Origin of the sequence: Bradyrhizobium sp. BRP56, from assembly GCF_020194035.1 — a bacterium.
Taxonomy (GTDB): domain Bacteria; phylum Pseudomonadota; class Alphaproteobacteria; order Rhizobiales; family Xanthobacteraceae; genus Bradyrhizobium; species Bradyrhizobium australafricanum.
Window position 1 is genome coordinate 1 of sequence record NZ_JADYVV010000049.1, and the last position, 20,766, is coordinate 20,766.

The 20,766-nt window shown below is 58.7% G+C and carries 22 protein-coding genes and 2 pseudogenes; 20 read left to right on the forward strand and 4 right to left on the reverse strand.

Features of this window, described 5'->3' with window-relative positions:
- The first annotated feature begins 121 nt into the window (after positions 1-121).
- The 4 genes from I6F38_RS28980 to I6F38_RS44085 are packed head-to-tail and all read left to right on the forward strand — an operon-like array spanning position 122 to position 1,299.
- Entirely contained in the window at positions 122-397 is a 276-nt protein-coding gene (locus I6F38_RS28980; protein ID WP_225162783.1) for a hypothetical protein, read from the forward strand.
- A gap of 3 nt (positions 398-400) precedes the next feature.
- Positions 401-772: a hypothetical protein gene (locus I6F38_RS28985; protein WP_225162784.1), complete on the forward strand. Its 372-nt coding sequence runs from the start codon at positions 401-403 to the stop codon at positions 770-772.
- A 3-nt stretch (positions 773-775) separates the two neighbouring features.
- The gene (locus tag I6F38_RS28990) at positions 776-1,138 is read left to right on the forward strand and encodes a DUF1833 family protein (RefSeq protein ID WP_276573521.1); all 363 of its coding nucleotides are present in this window, start codon (positions 776-778) and stop codon (positions 1,136-1,138) included.
- A complete protein-coding gene (locus tag I6F38_RS44085; RefSeq protein WP_346657138.1) occupies positions 1,105-1,299 on the forward strand; it encodes a hypothetical protein in 195 nt (64 codons plus the stop codon). Before I6F38_RS28990 ends, I6F38_RS44085 begins: the two co-directional genes overlap by 34 nt.
- A gap of 223 nt (positions 1,300-1,522) precedes the next feature.
- Here I6F38_RS44085 and I6F38_RS28995 read toward each other — a convergent pair whose 3' ends face one another.
- Positions 1,523-1,804 (reverse strand): hypothetical protein, encoded by a 282-nt coding sequence (locus tag I6F38_RS28995; protein ID WP_225162785.1) that lies wholly within the window; start codon positions 1,802-1,804, stop codon positions 1,523-1,525.
- Between the two features lie 379 nt (positions 1,805-2,183).
- Here I6F38_RS28995 and I6F38_RS29000 point away from each other — a divergent pair, with 379 nt between their 5' ends.
- Positions 2,184-2,363, forward strand: a complete 180-nt coding sequence (locus I6F38_RS29000; protein WP_225162786.1) for a hypothetical protein — start codon at positions 2,184-2,186, stop codon at positions 2,361-2,363.
- Positions 2,360-2,890, forward strand: coding sequence for a hypothetical protein (locus I6F38_RS29005; protein WP_225162787.1), 531 nt, complete (start codon positions 2,360-2,362; stop codon positions 2,888-2,890). The genes I6F38_RS29000 and I6F38_RS29005 overlap by 4 nt, the downstream gene beginning before the upstream one ends.
- A gap of 40 nt (positions 2,891-2,930) precedes the next feature.
- Here I6F38_RS29005 and I6F38_RS29010 read toward each other — a convergent pair whose 3' ends face one another.
- Complete coding sequence (locus I6F38_RS29010; protein ID WP_225162788.1) at positions 2,931-3,116, reverse strand: hypothetical protein; 186 nt, start codon at positions 3,114-3,116, stop codon at positions 2,931-2,933.
- 15 nt (positions 3,117-3,131) lie between these two features.
- On the opposite strand from I6F38_RS29010, the gene I6F38_RS29015 reads away from it, so the two are divergent.
- The 9 genes and pseudogenes from I6F38_RS29015 (at position 3,132) to I6F38_RS29050 (ending at position 9,852) form a co-directional block, all read left to right on the forward strand.
- Positions 3,132-3,293, forward strand: a complete 162-nt coding sequence (locus I6F38_RS29015) for a hypothetical protein (RefSeq protein WP_225162789.1) — start codon at positions 3,132-3,134, stop codon at positions 3,291-3,293.
- A 150-nt stretch (positions 3,294-3,443) separates the two neighbouring features.
- Positions 3,444-4,127 carry a hypothetical protein gene (locus I6F38_RS29020; RefSeq protein ID WP_225162790.1) on the forward strand — a complete coding sequence of 228 codons (684 nt, stop codon included), beginning with the start codon at positions 3,444-3,446 and terminating at the stop codon, positions 4,125-4,127.
- A 514-nt stretch (positions 4,128-4,641) separates the two neighbouring features.
- Positions 4,642-5,532, forward strand: a complete 891-nt coding sequence (ltrA, locus tag I6F38_RS29025; protein WP_346657140.1) for a group II intron reverse transcriptase/maturase — start codon at positions 4,642-4,644, stop codon at positions 5,530-5,532.
- Between the two features lie 57 nt (positions 5,533-5,589).
- The gene (locus I6F38_RS44275) at positions 5,590-5,886 is read left to right on the forward strand and encodes a group II intron maturase-specific domain-containing protein (RefSeq protein ID WP_346657141.1); all 297 of its coding nucleotides are present in this window, start codon (positions 5,590-5,592) and stop codon (positions 5,884-5,886) included.
- Positions 5,887-5,962: 76 nt separating this feature from the next.
- A pseudogene (locus I6F38_RS29030) lies at positions 5,963-6,115 on the forward strand (integrase core domain-containing protein); the annotation flags it as partial.
- A 161-nt stretch (positions 6,116-6,276) separates the two neighbouring features.
- On the forward strand, positions 6,277-6,489 hold the full coding sequence (locus tag I6F38_RS29035) for a hypothetical protein (RefSeq protein WP_225162791.1): 213 nt from the start codon (positions 6,277-6,279) through the stop codon (positions 6,487-6,489).
- Between the two features lie 278 nt (positions 6,490-6,767).
- Positions 6,768-7,273 (forward strand): annotated as a pseudogene (locus I6F38_RS29040) (GNAT family N-acetyltransferase).
- 1,245 nt (positions 7,274-8,518) lie between these two features.
- Positions 8,519-9,280, forward strand: a complete 762-nt coding sequence (locus tag I6F38_RS29045) for a hypothetical protein (protein ID WP_225162792.1) — start codon at positions 8,519-8,521, stop codon at positions 9,278-9,280.
- Between the two features lie 236 nt (positions 9,281-9,516).
- Complete coding sequence (locus tag I6F38_RS29050) at positions 9,517-9,852, forward strand: hypothetical protein (protein ID WP_225162793.1); 336 nt, start codon at positions 9,517-9,519, stop codon at positions 9,850-9,852.
- A gap of 1,280 nt (positions 9,853-11,132) precedes the next feature.
- Here the strand turns inward: I6F38_RS29050 and I6F38_RS29055 are convergent.
- Positions 11,133-11,453 carry a hypothetical protein gene (locus tag I6F38_RS29055; RefSeq protein ID WP_225162794.1) on the reverse strand — a complete coding sequence of 107 codons (321 nt, stop codon included), beginning with the start codon at positions 11,451-11,453 and terminating at the stop codon, positions 11,133-11,135.
- Positions 11,454-13,937: 2,484 nt separating this feature from the next.
- Here I6F38_RS29055 and I6F38_RS29060 point away from each other — a divergent pair.
- The 5 genes from I6F38_RS29060 (at position 13,938) to I6F38_RS29080 (ending at position 19,427) form a co-directional block, all read left to right on the forward strand.
- Complete coding sequence (locus I6F38_RS29060) at positions 13,938-14,696, forward strand: hypothetical protein (RefSeq protein WP_225162795.1); 759 nt, start codon at positions 13,938-13,940, stop codon at positions 14,694-14,696.
- Positions 14,697-15,026: 330 nt separating this feature from the next.
- Positions 15,027-15,272 (forward strand): hypothetical protein, encoded by a 246-nt coding sequence (locus I6F38_RS29065; RefSeq protein ID WP_225162796.1) that lies wholly within the window; start codon positions 15,027-15,029, stop codon positions 15,270-15,272.
- A complete protein-coding gene (locus I6F38_RS29070; RefSeq protein ID WP_225162797.1) occupies positions 15,241-16,860 on the forward strand; it encodes an oleate hydratase in 1,620 nt (539 codons plus the stop codon). The genes I6F38_RS29065 and I6F38_RS29070 overlap by 32 nt, the downstream gene beginning before the upstream one ends.
- Before the next feature lie 22 nt (positions 16,861-16,882).
- Positions 16,883-17,641 carry a glucose 1-dehydrogenase gene (locus I6F38_RS29075; protein WP_018268828.1) on the forward strand — a complete coding sequence of 253 codons (759 nt, stop codon included), beginning with the start codon at positions 16,883-16,885 and terminating at the stop codon, positions 17,639-17,641.
- A gap of 40 nt (positions 17,642-17,681) precedes the next feature.
- On the forward strand, positions 17,682-19,427 hold the full coding sequence (locus I6F38_RS29080; RefSeq protein WP_225162798.1) for an oleate hydratase: 1,746 nt from the start codon (positions 17,682-17,684) through the stop codon (positions 19,425-19,427).
- A gap of 653 nt (positions 19,428-20,080) precedes the next feature.
- On the opposite strand, the gene I6F38_RS29085 is transcribed toward I6F38_RS29080, so the two are convergent.
- A complete protein-coding gene (locus I6F38_RS29085) occupies positions 20,081-20,485 on the reverse strand; it encodes a hypothetical protein (protein WP_225162799.1) in 405 nt (134 codons plus the stop codon).
- Positions 20,486-20,766: the final 281 nt, after the last annotated feature.

A 20,766-nucleotide genomic window follows, 5' to 3' on the forward strand; every position in this document is an offset into this window, starting at 1 on the left:
CACGCGGCACCAAACTGGAGCGGTGGAGTGCTTGCTGCATGGCGCTGATTCTCCCCAATCAAAGCGCCAGACATCTCTCGAACTGCATCAAAAGTGAGTCAGAGCCAAATTTGAACGCCGATTGACAGTGCCGATCATCGCGCAGCGCGGCGAGGACGTCTTTACGCCTAGTCAAATGGCCGCGCTCGGCGCCGGCGCCAGCGGAGGCCGGCCGCCGCAAGTCACCATCAACAACTATGCGGATGCGACGTCGACCGTCGAGCAGTCGCTGAATGGCGACGTCAGCGTGACGTTGCGCAAGATGGTCGACGGCGCGGTCGGCGACTCGCTGTCGACCGGCACGGGCCGCCGCGTGCTCGGCGACCAGTACGGCGTCAAACCGTTCACGGGGCAGTAAGCCATGGCTTTGCCGGCATTCCCGTTCGCAAACGCCGTCATCCTCAAAGACGGTTTCAATTTGCAGCGGTCGCGCGATCCGATCGCGACCGATATGGAGCAGGGCAACACGCGGCAGCGTCCGCGGCCTGGCGACAATGTCGGCACGGTGACGCAGACGGTTCGCTTCTACGCTGACGATTATGACACTTTCGTCGAGTGGGTTAAGACCACGCTCAATCTCGGAACGGCGCGTTTCACCATCGACGTTTGGCTCGGAACGTCGCTGGCGAACAAGGTCTGCGAGTTTATCAAGCCGGGCTCGACGCTGATCGCCAACTGGCCCAGTCCGGGGCTGGTCGACGTCCGCATGACGCTGCGCGTTTACGACGTCTAGCCCATGCCGACGCACAATGAAGCGCTGCTCGAGGCCCATGCCTCCTGTCCGCCTAGCGCGCGGATCTATTACACGCTCGAGCTCTGGCAGTCGTCATTCGACCAGCCGGCGCGGGTTGTCGCCAATGTCGGCGACGATATGGCCTTTGGCCTCGAGGCCGGCGCGCCGCGCAACGCCGGCGAGACCGTGACATTCATCGCGTGCCCTTTCGAGGCCGGCTATCCGGAGCAAAAGGAAGGGCAGCCGCCGTCGACCACGATCAAGATCGACAACGTCAACGCGAGCTGGTGCCGAAGATCCGCGCGGCGCAGGGCACGCGCGAATATATCCAGGTGCTTTATCGCGAGTACCTCGGCAGCGACCTGACCGAGCCGACCTATGGGCCAATCGAATTCGAGCTGCGCAGCGTCCACATGGCCGCTGCGTCGCTGACCGGGACGGTCACGGTCAAAAACAAGCAGAACAAGCGGTTTCCGCGCCTGACCAAGAATTACGACTATATCCAGTTTCCGTCCCTGTTGCCATAACAGGCTGTTGCAGAACTCAGCCGCGTTCGCAAACGAAGACTGAATCGTCGCCATTGTTTAGTGACCGACGAGTCTGCTCGCGGCGCCGATCATAGCCATCCGCGACCGCGGGCGGGGTCATTCTCGTCGTGCCCTTCCATGAGAACTCCGGGCAGGCCGAATTGTCTCGCGCGCCTTAGCGGACACCGCGCCGGATTGCCAATGGACCGCGAATTAAGCTCCATTAAGTTTGATTAGGGAACGCGATGACTTGACAAGGAGCGATCGTGTCGTCCCACAGAGAATAAATCCCGCCTTTCACCATGCCGAGATCATCCAGTTGCTGTAGACTGAGTTCAGAAAAGGCCACCCCGCCGATACCGCCCCCCGATGAGAATCGGGCGGCGCCGACATCCAGTGAAGCCTTGATGGCTTCGGTGACCTTAGCCACCGCAACCAGGTACGTTACGTGCCGAAGTTGGCCTCTTTCTATGTTGCCAATTGAAACCATCCAACCTGCTGCCATGTGTGCAATCCGATATTGAGACTGCCCCAGCTTACTTTGCGCCACTCAGCGCAAAGCGCACCTACCAATATTAGGAGGCTGAAGGGCTCGCAATCTCAAGAGGAGTGACAGATTTGACGAGCGAGAAGCGGATCAGCGTTGAACGGCTGGTGATCCTGACGCGTCTCCGTCGGGTGCAGGCCTGGCGTAGGGCACGACTTCACCGGACGCTAGACTAGCTGATCCCACATCGCCAGAATGATCTCGCACGATATAAGCCCATCAAAGCCGCGCAGCAGAAGCCCGCCGGCGAACTCGCCGGAGCGTCCGCGAGCTCGTCGCGAGCGGCGCGGCGACGCCGCGCATCAGCCGGTGGCCCTTGCCGGTCTGGTACGGCCGCGTGAAAGACTGTCCGGATTTCGCCGCGACGCCCTGGGGCGAGTTCGTCGCCAACGACATGGGCAGCATGCAATACGAGACCGTCTATATCGACGATACCGTGTTCTGGGATCAGACCAACGGGATCGCGGCGGCGTTCACGGATGCGCAGATCGCCTTTTATGGCCCGGTGATCCGGTGACGCTGTTTCCGACCAACGTCGACCAATCGGCCGAGGTCAGCGGTCAACAGCTGCCATCGGGGACCGGCACGTCAGGCGGCCAGTTTGACGCGAACGGCAACCCGGCGGGGACGCTGGCGCAATCCCTGGCCCTCGATTTCGTGTTTGCGGCCGGCTGCTATACAGTGAACGGCAAGGATGGCTCGATCGGCTTTTCCAATGTCGGCCTGACGGCGGAATATGCGACCTGCGACAACGCCGGCGCGCAGACCGGGCCGTTCACCACGCTGTTTTCAATCGTGCGGCAGTATGCCTCGCAGGCGCCGGTCCGCGACAGCGTCAAGGTCGACGTCGCGCCTGGCCGCTACCTCGTCCGCTTTCGCCGCGAGGACGCCGAGCTTGCTGGGACCGGCGGCAGCAACTCGGTGCTCTCGGCGGGCCTCCGGTCGTTTCTGCAGGGGAACAATTCGTTTGCGGACGTCTCGACGATCGCGATCCGGACGGATCTGGCCTGTCGATCGGCAAGGTCGATTTCAATGCCATCGTGAGCCATGCCGCCGGCTGCGATGCGCGCGGCGACACGTTCGATTATCGCTTTACGACGGCCGTCGCCGTGCCGGATGCGCTGAACAAGATCCTGGCGCCGTCGCGCGCGCAGCATTTCTGGCTCGGCGACACCGTCTCGATCGTGCGCGACGAGTGGCGCGACGTGCCGACCATGCTGCTGATCGATCGCGAGATCGTGCGGGATTCGATGCAGGTCAGTTTGACCATGCTCGGCGCGCTGTCGTGGTCGAGTATGTCGACGAGAGCACATGGCGGCCGGCACAAGTGCAGTATCCGCCGGACAGCGACACGTTCAAGTCGGTCAACGCCGAGGCGAAGCGCGTCGACGACATCGTCAACCGGGACCAGGCGTTCCGGGAATGCGCGTTCTATTACCTGCAGTAGATCTATCGGCGCGAGAATGTCGCGCTCGGCTCGCACTGTCGTCAGGGTGCAATCGGACCTGGGAAAACTATGGTTACGCCGGCGCGGTCTGGGATAGCGGACCGTTCTATATCCGCTTGCGGAAACTCAACGGGAAAATTCTTTGGCCCAGTGCTGTGTGGACGCGGCGTCGACGATTGGCATGCCGTTCTCGACGCCGTCAGCCTGGCGGCTGCCGAGGCCGCGCAGGAGACCACGCTGCCGGCCGTCCTGGTGCGCGAGGATGGCGCGCAAGATCCGTCCGCAATTGCAGGCCCAATTCGCGATAGATGCGCCGCGTCTTGTTTTGCCCATGACGCCAACAGCGACTGGGTCAAGCAGGGCTTGCCTTATCTCGGCCACGGCTCTCAGTGCCCCGTCTGTCAGCAGGAGGTCAAGATCGAACTTGCGGCGCAGCCCAGACCATGTACAGAGCGCAGTCATAAACATCGCTCAAAAGCGATCCTCCGCAAATTGTCGTTTCAGCATCCGGGAGGACGAGTTCAACAGGATGGACAAATCCCACGCTCGGAGCATGGTACTACTTTGACGTGCCAAAGGACGCCGAACTGCTGTGGGAAGGCGAAAACCTGGCTCGTGTTTGGTCGGAATGAACGCGGCGGGCCGCACGGAAAAGCACTTCACCGGCTTGTCTCAAGTCCGAAGGCGCAATTCCGCGGCGCAATCCGGGCCGGTACCCAAAGTGCTGCTGAAATCCGCCGTGGTCGTTGGATGGACAACGTCTTCATCGAGCGGCTGTGGCGGTCGCTCAAACATGAGGACATCGTGTGCTGTGGAAGTCAGGCTTCGGCATGAAGCCTGACGAAGCTTTGTCAGAGATGGAGGATGGCCCTCCGAAGTCGACCTGCAGGGGTAGACGTCAAACCACTCCGAGCTGCGAGGGTAAAGAGCCCTGGTAGTGAGCGTTGGAGGAAAAGGCGGAGGAAACTCCGTCAGGTGAGATCCGAGGAGACGAACGTAAGTAAACCGCTGATGACGTGTCGTAACGTGTTCTATCGACGTCGAAACCGGGATCAGGATGTCTATCCCGCGAGCAAGGGTTGGGGGGAGCCTGCCGACTGCCCAACCGGCGTCCGGCATGAAGGCGGCGTGACCTCGGATCAGGCTTTGACAAGGAACATAGGAACCTGTCGCTCCGATGTGAAGGGAGGACTCCAAGCGGCTCGTCGCCGCAAGGAGCAGAGTACCGATGCGGAGCACAGGGGCGGAAACGCCCGTATTAGGGACGAAGGCGCTGTAATGGCACTGGACCGAAGGGGCGTTGTCATCGGGCTTTACGCGGTCGACAACCCGAAAGGGGATGATCGGCATGAGTAAGGCCAAGCCGTTTTGTATTGCCAAACGCGATGTGTGGGAGGCGTATAAGCAAGTGAAGGCTAACCAAGGGGCGGCTGGTGTTGACGGGCAGTCGATCGAAGACTTCGACCGAGATCTGAGTAAGAATCTCTATCGGATCTGGAATCGGATGAGTTCGGGCAGCTACTTTCCGCCTCCGGTGCGGCGCGTTGACATACCGAAAGGCGGAGCTGGCAGCACGCGACCGTTGGGAATACCAACGGTCTCGGACAGGATCGCCCAGATGGTGGTCAAGCGTTATCTTGAACCGATCCTGGAGCCCGTGTTCCACATGGATTCCTATGGGTATTGGCCAGGGAAATCAGCACATGATGCACTGGCTGTGGCTCGGCGTCGATGCTGGAGCCACGATTGGGTGCTCGACCTCGACATCAAGAGCTTCTTCGACGAAATCGATTGGAGCCTTCTGATGAAGGCCGTGCGCCGCCACACCGACTGCAAATGGGTCTTGCTCTACCTGCAAAGGTGGCTGGAAGCGCCCGCGAGCATGCCGGATGGAAGCTTGGTCAAGCGCACAAGAGGAACTCCGCAGGGGGCTGTCATCAGCCCGCTGTTGGCGAATCTCTTTCTTCATTATGCGTTCGATTTGTGGATGAGCCGAGAATATCCCGGTGTCCTATTTGAACGATATGCTGATGACGCCATCGGCCATTGCCGAAGCGAAGCGGAGGCGCGTGACTTGTGTCGGGCGCTGGAAGCGAGGTTTGCGGAATGCGGGCTACGGCTGCATCCGGAAAAGACCAAGATCGTGTATTGCAAAGATGCCAATCGCTCCGGCGCTTATCCGGAGCAGTCGTTTGACTTCCTCGGCTACAGCTTTCGGCCGAGGATGGCGAACAATTGACACGGTGAGCGGTTCGTCTCATTCAGCCCGGCCGTCAGCAAGAAGGCTGGGAAAAGGATGCGGCATACCGTGCGCAGGTGGCGGCTGCATCGGCGCAGCGATCTTGAGCTGGTGGAAATCGCCAAATGGGTCCGTCCAGTCCTGACGGGCTGGGTGCGCTACTACGGGCGGTTTTATCCCTCGAAGCTTCAAGAGGAGTTGCGCACGATCGATGCCTACATCGTTCGATGGGCAACACGAAAATACAAACGGTTCCGAGGACACACGTTGGCGGTATGGGAATGGTTGCGATCGCTGAAGCGACGCAATCCAGGCCTGTTCGCTCACTGGGTTGCCGGATCAACGGTTGGATGACGGGAGCCGGATGAATCGCGAGGTTCACGTCCGGTTCTGAGAGAGCGCGGGGCTGCAATGCCCCGCGCCACTCACCTATCTGCGGGCCTATGACAGCGTCAGCGCGGCGCGCACCTCGATCGGCCGATATCTCGACTTTTATAACAGCCGACGTCCCCATTCGAGTCTTGACGGCAGCACGCCGGATCAAGCCTACTTCACCCCGCTGCCACTCCGCCTGGCAGCCTAACCCCGGCAGACGCTCCACTTATCGACGCGGAGATCCTGTTCAGACAATCGGGACCAGCTCTAAGAAGCCCAACCCTAGATCAACTATCATGTGAGCGGTCACGTTCCAGCGGAGACGCCGATCTGCTTCTGCGGTACGAGTCGGACAAGTTGATCCAGGAGATGCGGACCCTGATCACCATCCCGATGTTTGTGCATCCAGATGGTCCGGCCAGATCGAGGATTCTGGTCAGAAAGTACAAGGAGGAGTGCGGTGGCGACGAGGCTATCGATCGAGCCAATCAATTTGTCGCAGTGCGCCGGGAGTTCATCTTCAACGAGATGGTGATCGGCCAATTCCACGCTGCCGTACTTGTAGACCGACACGGCGCGTGATCCGAACGGCTCCCATCGTCGCGTACATGCTCGGCCGGGATCGGCAGCGCGTGCTCTCTTATGCCGAGCCGAGAGATGGCACGCGACGTGGATCGATTGACCCGCGCGAGGCCTGCCAGGGCCATCGATTGCAAAGTTACTTTGGGAAAGCCGAGGCGGCGCGGGATCGCGGTACCGCTCATCTTGCGCATATAAGGCGCTTTCCGTTTCTGCCTTTGATTGCGCTGTGAACGGCTCAGAAATAAACTGGAGTGAATAAGACGGAGCAATGGAACGATATGAGCGAGCTGCATTGGCGTCCCGCGCGCGCGTCTGACCTTGCTGCGATCAGCGCGATCGCGGCGCGCATCCATCCCGCTCTGTTCGAGCGCTCCGAGGTGTTCGCAGAAAAGATGCGGCTTTGTCCTGATGGCTCCCGCGTGCTCGCCGCGGACGTAGCGATCGTCGGCTACGGGCTCGCCCATCCCTGGAAGCAGCATCGGATCCCGCCGCTCGACAGCTTGCTCGAACGATTGCCTGACGATGCAGATTGCCTTTACGTGCATGACGTGGCCGTGCTGCCGACGCCCGCGGTGGTACGGCACGCGCTTATGTCGCGGCGATCGAGAAACTCGCGCGCCTCTCAGGCATTGCGGCTCTCGCGCTGGTCTCGGTTTACGCCACGCGACCGCTATGGGAACGTTTCGGCTTTCGGCCCGTCACGACGAATGCGGAATTGAGCGCAAAGCTCGCGTCCTACGACAAAGGCGCGACCTACATGCTCCGCGATCTCGGTGCGACGTAATGTCCCTCACGCTCGCGGCTCATGCGGCGTTAAGCCACGCGCTCGAACCGGTCTCGGACAGCCTCCGTCGAACAACCGCGTGTACCGTTCCGGTCGCACCTTCGGCCTCACCGAAGAAACGAACCTCTCCCTCCCGCCCTGCGTCCGCAATCGCGACCGCGTTCCTCAGCTTGGCCACATCGATTCCGACAAATACTTCCCTATAATCTGCCACGCTCGTCCTCCTGTGATGAGGATCGGCTTGGTCCGTCCGAGCAACCCTCGGACGCGCAGTGTAGGGCGAGCCACCTCCTCGACAGAGGCGGACATACGGTCTTACCCTTGATCGACGCTGCAGCTATGTATTTAGCGTTGACGCAGAGTTGTCGGTGGATTTGGAGCCGTCGTACACGAGCGCCGACGCCCCTTTATCAGAGTGCACGCAACGAATATCGGAGCTTTCGCGAACAGTTGAGCCGATTCCGCGCGGAAGACTATCGCGGACGCAAAAAAAACGGGCGAGTTCGCGGCCTCGATCGGCTTACCTCTCGCTCGGCGTGCGGCGGGCAACGCCTGAGGTCTATCGTCAGCTCTATGCCGATGGCACGCCAGAGAAGATATGGCATCAGTTTGGATGCGAGCGATTTCGAAAATGCGGAATATGCTGATTTCTTAATTGGTACAGGAGATATTTCGCCGCAACGACTATGGATACGCTCAGCGCGCCTAACTCAGCAGCGCAGCATGTATGCAGGGTAAGACCAATTCCAATGGTTAAGCAGCTGGACCTAGCTAAAAATGGCTGGGGCAAAGAGCGATCATCGTCGTAGACCAAGGGTACTCCGCTGATGGCCGTGCTGGCATCGTAAATCCTGCTCTTCGAGATCACCTCATGCACAAGCCGATCCCGCGGGAGAGGTCGTCTCAGATCGTCTTCGTGGAGTCTTGAGTTGTGCACGCGAACACCTCGGGCGCGATAAGCGGCTCGTCGTTTACTCCAACAAGGACCCGTCGCATCGCTCGAAGAGATGGAGGATCTCGCCCAAATGATCGCGAGGGGTTGGGTAACGAAACGTGTTCGGAGACGCCCTCAAGGGTCTACGTGGTTAACTTAACGATAAAGCCGTGATCCGAGCTGCTATTTTGCATTGGTAATGCCTATTGATAGAAGAGGACGCCATGGCGACCTGCGACGCAAACGTCTCGGGGTCCTTGAAACGCAGCGCGGCGAGACCCTTTCCCGGGTGCAGGGCGAGGCAGGCGCGGTTGCCGCCGTCATTGGTGCAGGTAACCCGTATCCTCAGCTTTGCAAAGCAGTTCCGTGATGCCGTTCTGGAATATGCGACTGGTGCGCCGGCGCTCAAGGCGAAGCAGGACAAGCTCAATCTGCTGGACCGGTGGAAGACGTTTATCCCGCGCGCCGGCCAGAGCTTCGCCGACGCCGAGGTGGCGCTGGCTAACGAGCGGATTGCTGAGATTCAGACCGCCTGCCAGGATCTGTTCGCTCGCTTCGTGCGCGGCTGGCCTGATGTGAAGCCGCCCCTGAGCCGGGCTCAAAACAGCGAAAACGTTGATCTAAAGCTCGCGGATTTTTTCGGCCTTCAGGATCTCAGTGCCCGGGCTCTCCTATCGGAAAGCTATCGCAACCCTGTTGCGGCCGCGATTTTCCTGGCGGCTGCGACCAAGCATAGTGGCGTTCCGCGCTTTACGGTGCTTGATGACGTGACGTCCAGCTTCGACGCTGGTGACCAGTTTGCGCTGATGGATGCTGTTCGGACATTGCTGCGCTATAGCGCCGTGCCGAACGGGCTTCAGTTCATTTTCCTAAGCCATGACACCAGTCTGGAGAAATACTTCGACAAGCTGAATGGCACCGCGGATTGGCATCATCAGAAGTTACAAGGCCTCGGAAATCACCACGTTGATTCTGGCTACCATTGGCGATTTGCACACGGCACCAGTACCAGCGTTGTAGGACGTGGTAAGGAACTGGCCGACTACAGAGAACATGTGCGGCTGAATATCTGAGCAAGGACTCGATGACAAAAATCACGGCAGCCATCAATAGGCTGGGCGATCGACTTGACGGGTTCTTTCTTCAGTTTGTTAAAAGGCCAGATTGAGTCGGCTCTCATCGCCACAGCAAGGGCCCGGTAAATCTTCGTAGACTATCAATCCTGGTAGGTGCGTCGCAATTCGCCTTTCACGATAGTGCCTTATGCAGACTCATTGCGCGATATCGTCACTCATAAGGAAGCAGAATCATGTCCAGACTTCAGGGGACTTATGTGAACGACAACATCGGAGCGAAGCTGGTAATCTCACAGGCCAATGATGCAAACGGCCAGATTACTGCTGCTTCGATCAGCTATAATGGCCATAACTATCCTGCAACCGGCCACTACCACTTCAAGAACAGCGCTGGCCCAACCACGGTAGCGGTTCTAACCGGTTTGAATGATGATATTGGCTATGTCGCCTTGTCCTTAACCGCCGAAAACCAGGAATTCAAACGGCTCAAGAGCTTCGATGGTCTCGTTGATTTCAATGCCGAAAACCATCGGCATCGGTGGCGCCTTCATTCGCCAATAGTGCAATGACTGGGTGTGATCTTAGGATTCGCGCTGCGTTTGGGCTGTGGGGGGCTACTGCCGCGGAACGGATGATCTCGGCTAAACCCTACAGGCGCCGCTCTCTTTCGTCTTTGTCGAAATCACCCGCGAACGTAGAATCGCCAGGTTCGCGGGCATCGTCGCAGCCGATTGTTCAACGAGCTTATTATTTGGTGATGAGCGAAACCTCAGACGGCTGGACGCAAGAGCAGGATGAGATCTTCTGGCATTTGGTAAGGAAGCAAACTCCAGAGGAAGTCATCGCGGCGGAACTGAACAAAAACTGTCAGGATCTCAGACGTCGCGGTTACGCGCTGGGTCTACCAACGAAATGGTTTAAATCCGCTAAGAGAACGACTGCCCCCCCGGTGCCAGAGAACGGGGAGGGTCGCCAGCCCCGTATAGCGGAGAGATTTCCCAAAGCCGACCGCCCCGTTGAACCGATCCAGTTTTCGCGGCCCAATGATGCAATGACCGTTGGGTCTCGCGTGATAGTGGCGTACTCGACAGGTTCAAAGTTAAAATGGCGGCGCGGCCTCATCGTCGGTCTTGGTACGACCAGGACAAGGGTGCGCGTCCTCTTGGACGGAAACATGCGCCCGATGACACTCCACGTTTGCCTTTTGGAGGTGGAGGAGGCGCAACGTTCATAGCCAGCGCCGCGCAGCCAGATGATGTCGGTACCCGGATAGTAACGCCGCCCGCGCCTAAAATATATGTGGACGGCGCTGTCTCTATCCGCAGGAGGGATGACAAAATCCTGACCTGCGTGAAGTATGGAGCGGAGCTTCCGTCTTCGCTATCCGTATGATTCCGGAAAGAACCCCAATGAGCTGTGGAGGCGGCTCGGCGCGCGGGCTGGGTCGGCGGCCGGCTGCCTAGCCGTGCGGGCTGGCGGCCAGGGTGACCCACCCAACTACGAACAAAACCAACGAACTCACAATCGCGATGAGTCCGGCCCGCATATACAGATCTGATGTTCGAATATGGCGTGACTGTAGAGTGTTCTCCCGTTCGCTCTTGTCAACGTATCTTGTGGAAATGAAGGCCAGAACCCACGTGCTAACAGCGGCGACTGTCCCTAGCGCCCAAAGAAGTATCGAGCACCTGGCGCCGGCTGTGATTGCGGGCTTGTTCATCTCAACTAGTTTTGCTGACTGCGTCAGGAGAGCAGCAGCCGCGCCAGCGTTTATGAGAATGCAGGCTTTGATAGCTCCTTGTGCATATTCTTGGGAGATTTCCCGATAGTCGGCCATTGTATATCGCTGTCAATTCTCTACCGCGTCCACCCGCATGTCGCCGTAATCTTCTTGCATCGGCCGCTCGCCGTCGAAATCCGGATGAGCGAGGAGGGCGCCAATGCCAAATAGCACCATGCCGCCAATCCAGACGAGGCAGGTTGCAGTCAAATGAGCTGACGTTTCGACGCCAATATTGCCGGTGAGGCCGAACAACGTGCTCGCGTTGAACAGTAGGCCGGCGATTCCCCAGAGCCAGAATAGCACTGCTAGGATTCCCCTGAAAGCGCCGTAGCGGCTCGTGAGCGGGAAGGTGTGTTCCCAACTCTCGTTGCGTTTAAATAGCCCCATTGAAATCCCCTAAAACCAACCGCAACGTTAGATCGTGGGTACCGTGCGTGACGACTGTTCTTTGGGCTCGTGCATGTTTTCGCCCCAGCATTCCAAGTTCCGTACGGTCCGCGCCGGGACCTGAAACAGGACCTCCGATACACTGTCGCAGGAAGTATGGAGTGCAGTGATCGCGAATGAGCTTGATGATTTGGGTGGTCGGATCGCTGAGATTGAAATCGACGAGTCGGTTGCGATCATAGTTGATCAAGTCGACGACGAGATCACAGTCCGGATCGCGAGCTTTGTGGGCGTTGATTTTCAGGTGACGGGCCGTTGCCGTAGAGAACGCGGCGAAGTTCGGGGCGTCAGTCGCGACGTAGTGGCGGATAGGTGCGAGCCTATTCCTTAGTGTGAAGCTCCTGCATAACACATGCAGCTCGAATACGAGCCCGCTCTAGTGTGGCCTCTTTCTTCTTCAGAATCTCAAGCTCAGATTCTAGCCGTTCGAAGATCGGCAAATAAGCTCTCCCTCTCTGCCCGCGCGGTGCATGTTCCACGCGCCTGCTGCGGACTGGCGCGAGCTAAGCAGGAAAGCTCTGCTGCTACTCGATGAGCTGCCGTACGAGCCTGAATGGCTCGATAGGATCTATGATCGCCTATTCGAGGACAGCGCGCGCCTGAAGCCCTGAAGCTGGCCGAGACTGCAGACGGCCAGACTTTCGAAACGTTGAAGGAGGCGGAAGACTTCCTGGCTGACATCGGATTCCACCTGGTGCCTGACAGCTGCGATTGGTGGATTGCAGCTGGTGATGACGCGGATTGCTACGCTGTCGAAGGTGGTGGATACAGCGTCAAGATCGGGGCGGCCGAATCTACAGCGCGCGCCTGTCGTGCTGAGGCGCTCGCGCAGGCGGCTGAATAGCCGGAAGCTGATCAAGAAAAACGGGGCCTGTGCATATCGTGCAGGCCCCCGTTTTCGACTTTAGGCGCGGCATCGCCGGCCAGTAACAAGGCTGGTTTCCAAGCCTCGGATTATATATCGTGATGCGTGGTGATATCTAGTGCCTGCCGTAGCCGTATATGGTACCAGCGCCGTTGGATCACCGTCCGATGCTGCCAAGGTCGTAGCAAGACCAGGCCCGAGACCTGGCGCTGGGAGTAGCTTTGCTCGCGGCTGCTGCCATACCGGCAACATTGCAGTCTGACATCGTCGCCATGTGACCTTCAAGGATTGTTATTTTGCTATCCTCTTGCTGCAAGTAGGCAACGACACCTAATACGCGCGATGAACCCCGTTTTCGGGTAGTGTCGTGGCAGACATAGGGACGCAGAATAACCGGGCTTCAACGTCGCGGCCTTGATTGCCGACTCTCCAATCCTCCGACACTCATCTAAGGTCTCTGACGGCCGAGCGACGATGTGGATGGTGGCTAAAATGCTGAGGTGCGTCGAAGCGACAATGATGATGAGCGGTGACATGTCGGCTGACCTCGAAATCGTTACTGGGTAATTCCATTAAGCGCATCAAGCCATCGAAGATTGTTGGAGCCGGCCATTGCGCTGGCCCTTCGTTCTTGGCCGATCTCTTTGCCGTTCTGACCCGATCACTCGCGCCTTCTCTGTCGGTCCGCACATACAGCCGCCGCCATGATGCGCAAGCCGTAATAACGACAGACACAGCCGCCTCTGCGATGAGAATGCTATGGCCTCGAGAAGCTGGGGTGACGCTCATGAGCGTCTTTCCTTATGTGCCGCGTCGGAGATGATCTTAAGCAACCTAAAGGGCGTAAGCGGGTGTTTGCGGATGAGTTCTGTGCTCGTCACTGTAAACTCTTCGGGGCCCCGCGCTCGCCGATGGCCACGCGAAGTGTGGCGAGCTTCTCGGGGTCGGCGGAGCGAATAGCTGCTTCGAAGGCAGGCATGAATTTTAGCCTGTCCATTGCAACAGCCTCGTTAGCGATCGTGAGCGGGCGGCCTCGAAGTGCCCTTCCGCTTTGGAGGCCGTCTGGGTGGAGGCCTAGTCACTTCGAGTTTTGCAATCGCGGCAAGCACGACGCTCGTTGCGACCTTTCCTTGAGACCACTGTGTGAGGGCCTCAATCGCGTTCTCCGATGCCTCTTCACGGGTCATGGCATGACTTCCGCGGCATTATGCCAAAAAAAACCGCGCGGGCAGCTGCAGCCACCCGCGCGAGTTGCGCCAACAAAGAGGCTCGGCCATCTCAGGGGGGCGCGAAGTTATGAGTAGCCAAGCCGATAAGCCTCTCAGCAACTTGCGTGCCATTCACAATGCAAGACACGCGGAACAGTGCACGGCACATAAAAGGGGTGCGGGCGGCTGCTGACGGACCGCCCGCACGAGTTGCGATGCGAGTGGCTTGGCCCTCCAGAGGGTCAATCATAAGCGACCAAGCGTATTGCGACATTTCCCCGGGCTCTTGGTTTGATCACATCGAGCCGGATGAACGGGACGCGCTAGAAAGGGCGCGCAAGGCCTCGGCAAATGAACGCAGAGAACAATTTCGCGGCACGGCTGATTGACGCCGGTCGTCTCGCGGCAATAGCACGTACATGCGGTCTGAAAGCTGACGTCTCATATTACGTCAATGAGGCGCTCAAGGAGCTTTGGCGAAGCAGGTCTCCCGAAGAGGCAAAGAAGATCGCCGAGCGCTGGGTCTTGTGGGACGCAGAGGGGAGGCCGTGGCCGCGCATGCCACCGCTGGAAAACGTGGTCCAGTTCCATCGCGCCGGCACGGCGCAGGTACCGGTTCTGAATCGGCCGGTGACGCCGTTGCATGCAATCCGGGCTTGGTTCGAAAAACAGGACGACGGGGTGCAATGCGAGATCGCTGGCATGGCGGCGCTTTTGGTCTTCGAAGGTGCGGACCTTCTCGACCTCAGCAGCCGAGTGTGGTGTGACGACTGTCTTCGGACGTGGCTGAGTGAGGCGGGCTTGCCAGCCCATACGATCATCGGCCGCGCTTTGACGTTCCGGACCTGTTTTGAGTATTTCGCGGAGAGCAGGTTCACCGAGTCGGGGTGGAGGCGGTCCGAAACGACCGCTCTTAAAATTCTCGAAGATGCCAAGTGCGACCCGAACTCGGAAGCCGCGCGCCTTGCACCGATTGCCGAGAAAATGCTCGACACCCTGCCCGCTCGAAAGGGCCGTTGGATGGAGGTGCGGAAGTCCTGGAGAGAACTGGCCAGTGCCAGCCTCACAGCCCGAAGTCTTAGAGTTTGGAGCACCTTGCAGACGAAATGAAGGCTCACGGGCTCTAGGCGAAGAGTGCCTCGCCATCCCGAAAGACTTTAGCGAGGCGGCAAGGACCGCTAGTGCTTGCGCTCGAACTCGACCCGGTCGCTGGCCAAGCACCTTGTAACGTCACCTTGGCATCGTCGTGCTGCAATATGGTCGGGTTCGGCAAAAGCGGCAACCGGAACCAACTCAATTTTCGTCTTGTCCAGTTGCTTTCTTTCTTGTCTGGTTGGCGACGGGTCGGTTGGAAACCCGACATGACGACGCTTGCATTCCGTCTTCAAGAAGGGCCCGCAACTAGCTCCTTGCGCAGCGCACAGCCGCTGCTGGTATGACTTGATCGATCCCGATCAACGCGGCGCTATTGCTGCTTATGGTCAGGCGCCCGACGGCGTCTGCATATGGCTAGTGTACGTCGAAGAGCTTCGGCGCTTGCTGATTATGCAGTCCCGGGAACGGTGGTTCGCGATCATATTTTTAGCACGCGCCGCCATCGGCGCGCCGATTGCATGGAATCTATATTTCCAACCGCTGCATGCCGGAGAACTTTATGTGCTCTGCTTCTCTCGTTTCCCGCCCTGATCCACCGAAGCAGGTAGCTCCTCGCAACGCCTATTTGGTCGGAACAGGCATCGCTGCCTTGGCCGCAGCGGCCTACCTCGTCAAGGAGGGCGGGCTCTCGGGCCCGAATATCGTTCTGTTCGAGCAGATGGAGCAGTTCGGCGGAAGCCTCGACGCGCACGGCAATCCGAAGGATGGATACGTCATGCGCGGCGGCCGCATGTTCGAGGAAAGGTTCAATTGCACCTACGACTTGTTGTCCTTCATCCCCTCAATTGGCGACCCCATGAAATCGGCCAAGGACGAGCTGATGGAGTTCCATCAGGAGTTCTTCTGGAACGACAGGGCGCGTCTGGTTTCGGGCGGTCAGATCGTCGACGTCTCCGATCTGGGTTTCAGGGAGAGGGATCGGCTCGACCTGATCGCGCTTTGCGCGACTCCAGAATCTGTGCTCGACATCAGGACGATCCAGGACTGGTTCGAACCCCACTTTTTCCGCAGCAACTTCTGGTTCATCTGGTCCACGACCTTTGCTTTTGCGCCTTGGCACAGTGCGATCGAGTTCAAGCGCTACTGTCTACGCTTCCTGCATCTGTTCTCGACGATCGACACCATGGCAGGCATTTACCGCACGCAGTTCAACCAGTTCGACGCCATGGTCCGCCCGATCGTTGCATGGTTGAAGGCCCGGGGCGTGCGGCTCGAGATGGGGGCGGAAGTGACCGATATTGATGTTGTGATCGAAGGCGGGCAGAAGACCGCGACGCGTTTGCACTATCGGCAGGGCGGTGAAGATCGCGTCATCGATCTGGCTGAACAGGATTTAGTGTTCGTGACCAACGGATCAATGACATCCGATACCAGCTACGGTTCGATGGACACGGTTCCTGCGCTGAATACGACGCGAAACGGAGGTTCGTGGGAACTGTGGGAACGTCTGGCTGCCAAGAGTCCAGACTTCGGGTGCCCCGCCGTCTTCGTTTCCAGGATCGACCAGTCCAAATGGGAATCGTTCACGGTCACGACGGACGACTCGAGCTTCTTCGACCGGCTAGAAGCCTTCTCTGGCAATAAGGCCGGCAAGGGCGGACTGGTAACAATCAAAGATTCCAGTTGGCTCCTGACCGTTGTCCTTAATCGTCAACCGCACTTTTACGAACAGCCCAAGAATGTCTGGGTGTGGTGGGGCTATGGGCTCTTCCCGGACCGGCCGAGTAACTTCGTGCATAAGCCCATGTCGGAATGCACGGGGCGTGAAATTCTCATCGAATTGCTTTCGCACCTGCGATTCACAGAGAGTATTCCGCACATCCTCGACACTTCGCGCGTCGTAACGGCGATGATGCCTTACATTACCGCCCAGTTCATGCCGCGCGTGAGGACCGACCGGCCGAAGGTCATCCCGAAGGGCTCGCGCAACCTCGCCTTCATCGGCCAGTTCTGCGAGATTCCCGACGACGTTGTCTTTACCGTCGAATATTCCGTGCGCGCGGCGCAGACCGCCGTTTTCGGCTTGCTCGACATCCAGCGTCCGGTTTCGCCCTTTTATAAGGGCCAGCATGATCCCCGCGTCCTCTTCGACGCCTGGAAGACGCTGCACCGCCATTGACCAACGGCACGAGGCAAGGATCATGGGACGTTTGAAGAACAAGGTTATTCTGGTGACCGGCGGGGCTCGCGGGATGGGTGCGGCTCACGCGCGTCTGCTGGTGGCTGAGGGGGCCAGGGTCGTAATCACTGATATTCTTCATATAGAAGGAGAGGCTCTCGCCGCTAAACTGGGCGAATCCACGGTTTATGTCCCTCAGGACGTTACCCAGCCGAAGGAGTGGGCCGAGGCGGTCGCAAGCGCCGAGCGGCGCTTCGGCGCGCTGCATGGGCTGGTCAACAACGCCGGGATCGCCAACATGGCCCCTATCGAGCAGTTCCCGCTCGATCAATGGAACAAGACCCTCGCCGTCAATCTGACCGGTGTATTCCTCGGAATGCAGGCGGCCCTGCCGGCCATCAGGCGCGCCGGCGGAGGTTCGGTCGTCAACATCTCCTCGGTCGAGGGGCTGCGGGGCAGTGCCGGGCTCCACGCCTATGTCGCTTCCAAGTTCGGCGTTCGGGGCATAACAAAATCCGCTGCGCTGGAAGCCGCAGCCTCGGGAGTCCGCATCAACTCGATCCATCCCGGCTTCATTGCCACCCCGATGACCGAGAGCTTCGAGTCCTCCCTTTTCCCCGTTCCACTCGGGCGGGCAGCCGAGCCGCAGGAAGTGTCGCAGGCAGTCTTGTTCCTACTCAGCGACGAGTCCAGCTACCTTACCGGTTCCGAGATCGTGATCGATGGCGGTCTAACGATCGGCGTCCCGCGCAAATGCCTGGCGCCCGAGAACACCTTTTAATGAGCCCAAGGATTGTCGATCCAATCGGACGGAATGTTCCATGTATTACGGTAGCGGAAATTACGAAGCCTTTGCCCGCCCCCGCAAACCCGAAGGTGCGGACAACAAGACGGCGTGGCTGGTCGGTGCGGGCCTGGCGGCGCTTTCCGGTGCGGCCTTCCTGATCCGCGATGGCCATATGCGTGGCGACCGGATCACCATCCTCGAACGGCTGAAGATCCCCGGTGGAGCGCTCGACGGTAACCAAGACCTGGGAAGGGGCTTCGTGATCCGGGGCGGCCGCGAGATGGAGGATCATTTCGAGTGCCTATGGGACTTGTTCCGTTCGATCCCGTCGCTGGAAATCGAAGGTGCCAGCGTGCTCGACGAATTCTACTGGTTGAACAAGGATGATCCGAACTACTCGCTGCAGCGGGCGACGGTGAACCAGGGACAGGATGCGCGTACCGACGGCCTTTTCACTCTGAGCGAAGAAGCGCAGAAGGAATTGATTGCCGTCTTTCTTGCCTCCCGTGAGGAGATGGAGAACAAGCGCATCGACGAAGTGTTTGGGAAAGAGTTTTTCGGCAGCAATTTTTGGCTTTATTGGCGGACGATGTTCGCCTTTGAGGAATGGCATTCCGCCCTGGAGATGAAGCTTTATCTGCATCGGTTCATCCACCATATCGGAGGCCTGCCGGATTTCAGTGCGCTGAAGTTTACCAGGTACAATCAGTATGAATCGCTGGTTCTACCGTTGTGCAAATGGCTGTTGGAGCAGGGCGTCAACTTCCGCTACGACGTCGAAGTCACCGATGTCGATTTCGACTTAAAGGCCGGATGCAAGCAGGCCACGGCCATCCACTGGCTGGAGGATGGCGTCGCCGGCGGTATCGGCCTTGGCGCCGACGATCTTGTACTCATAACGATCGGGTCGCTCACTGAAAACTCGGACAAGGGAGACCATCACACGCCCTCCAGGCTTGACGAAGGCCCGGCGCCAGCTTGGGATCTGTGGCGGCGTATTGCGGTCAAGGACGCGGCTTTCGGCCGCCCGGACGTCTTCGGCGGCAATATCCCTGCAACCAAATGGGAATCGGCGACGATCACGACTCTTGACGCGCGCATTCCGGCCTATATCCGCAAGATCGCCAAACGCGATCCGTTCAGCGGCAAGGTCGTCACGGGAGGGGTCGTCACGGCGAAGGATTCGAACTGGCTGCTCAGTTGGACTGTAAACCGTCAACCGCATTTCAAGCACCAGCCCAGTGATCAGATCGTCGTCTGGCTCTATTCACTTTTCGTCGACAAGCCCGGCGATTACGTGAACAAGCCGATGCAAGATTGCACGGGCGAGGAAATTACGCAGGAATGGTTGTATCACCTCGGCGTGCCGATCGATGAAATACCGGGACTGGCCGCGACGGCCGCAAAAACAGTGCCGGTGATGATGCCCTACGTCACATCTTTCTTCATGCCGCGGCGGGCGGGTGATCGACCAAATGTTGTGCCCGAAGGCGCTGTCAATTTTGCCTTCATCGGCCAGTTTGCTGAGTCGGCGGAGCGCGATTGCATCTTCACGACCGAAAACTCGGTTCGCACTGCGATGGAAGCCGCCTACACGCTCCTCAACGTTGAACGCGGTGTGCCGGAGGTGTTCAATTCGACCTATGATATCCGCAAGCTGCTCGCGGCAATCGGCAGACTGCGCGACGGCAAGGAAGTCCAAATCCCCGGATCGACGCTCTTGCGCGAGCTAATGCTGAAGAATATCGACGCTATGGAGCCCGGCGAAACGGCTCAATGAATATCATCGATCTCCGGGTGAGGGGGCCTTGTGCGGTCCCGCCTGTCTTGTGCAACTGGAGAGCTCTGTTCTTCACTGCTCGTACGAGGGTGAATTGCAAGGGGCGAGTGCTTCGTCGAGGGCCGAAAGCGGCGCACTCATAATATTGCGCATGACGGCGCACGCGAGGCTACCATCCTGTCAAATCGGACATGAAAACCGGTTCTTGAGGCGTCACAGATCGGACGCATGGGCCTCGCTCGGATTGCGCAAACTCGGACATCTAGGCGTCCAGCCAATTTTGAGGAGCCGCTGCCATGGTAGTGACCAAATTCGGCATGACGCTCGGTTCTGAGCGGGAGTGCAGGGACTTTGATTTCTGAGAAGTTTGAGGTTTTTCAGACACCAGCCGATGAGATCGGGAGGACGGAAACGTCCTCCTTCGGGCGCGATGCATAACATGGCGTGGTAATGGAAGCCGCAACCATCGCGCCTTCACATAATGCTGACGCCCGACCGTTGCTTGATAGTCGCGTTCGATGCGCCATCTGAGCTCCATATCGAGCAGGAGGCGGACGGAGGTGCTCTCAGGTCGAGCCGAATGCAGTATCCACAACGTCGCCGACCGCCGACGTGTGGCCCCGGATGAAGCAGAGTACGGTCGGGCCGTTGCTTCAAGCTCGGTGGATTGCTTGGCTTGCCGCAGATGATGGCTGTGGTTTGAGATGATCCAATATCTTCGAGCCTTGGCTGAACGACTTCGACCAGAACTTCTCCGCAAAGTCCAGGTGGCACTTCAGGAGCTCCGAGGGAGTCTTGGAGTCGGAAAGATTTCTCAGAAAGTTGGCCTGGTCGTGCAGAGAGGAAGCGGCGAAACTTAATCCGTCCTTTAGTGCCGTCGCGAACAGGTGCCTTGTCGCTTCGATCGATTTTTCCCATTCCGGAAAAATTAATTGAATGCGTGATGCCGGTGCCGCTGTTGCCGCAGCTTCGGGGCCGCCGCCCGATGCCTGGGCCAGTCCGGGCTCTGGACGTGCCCGCCGTTCGCGTTTCTCGTCTTCGGTTATATTCGCGGTCATTCGACGTCTCCTAGCCTAAAGGGGATTGTAACGAGCTGAGTTGTTCGCTGCTCAGCTTCGATCATCAACCTTGAGAAGCTACCACAACCGCCAACACGTCATACCTACCTCATTTGGTAGCGCGTGATTACACTGCAAATTGCGCACTCTGCGCGCCACTTGCCGGAATGCTCACTCGTCTCCGGCTCAGAGGCTGAGAACCGCGGTAACCTCTGATGGGCGCCGGCTATGCGTAGATCGCTGGCGCTGCCGGAGGCGGTAAGGTCGCACGTCGATACAGG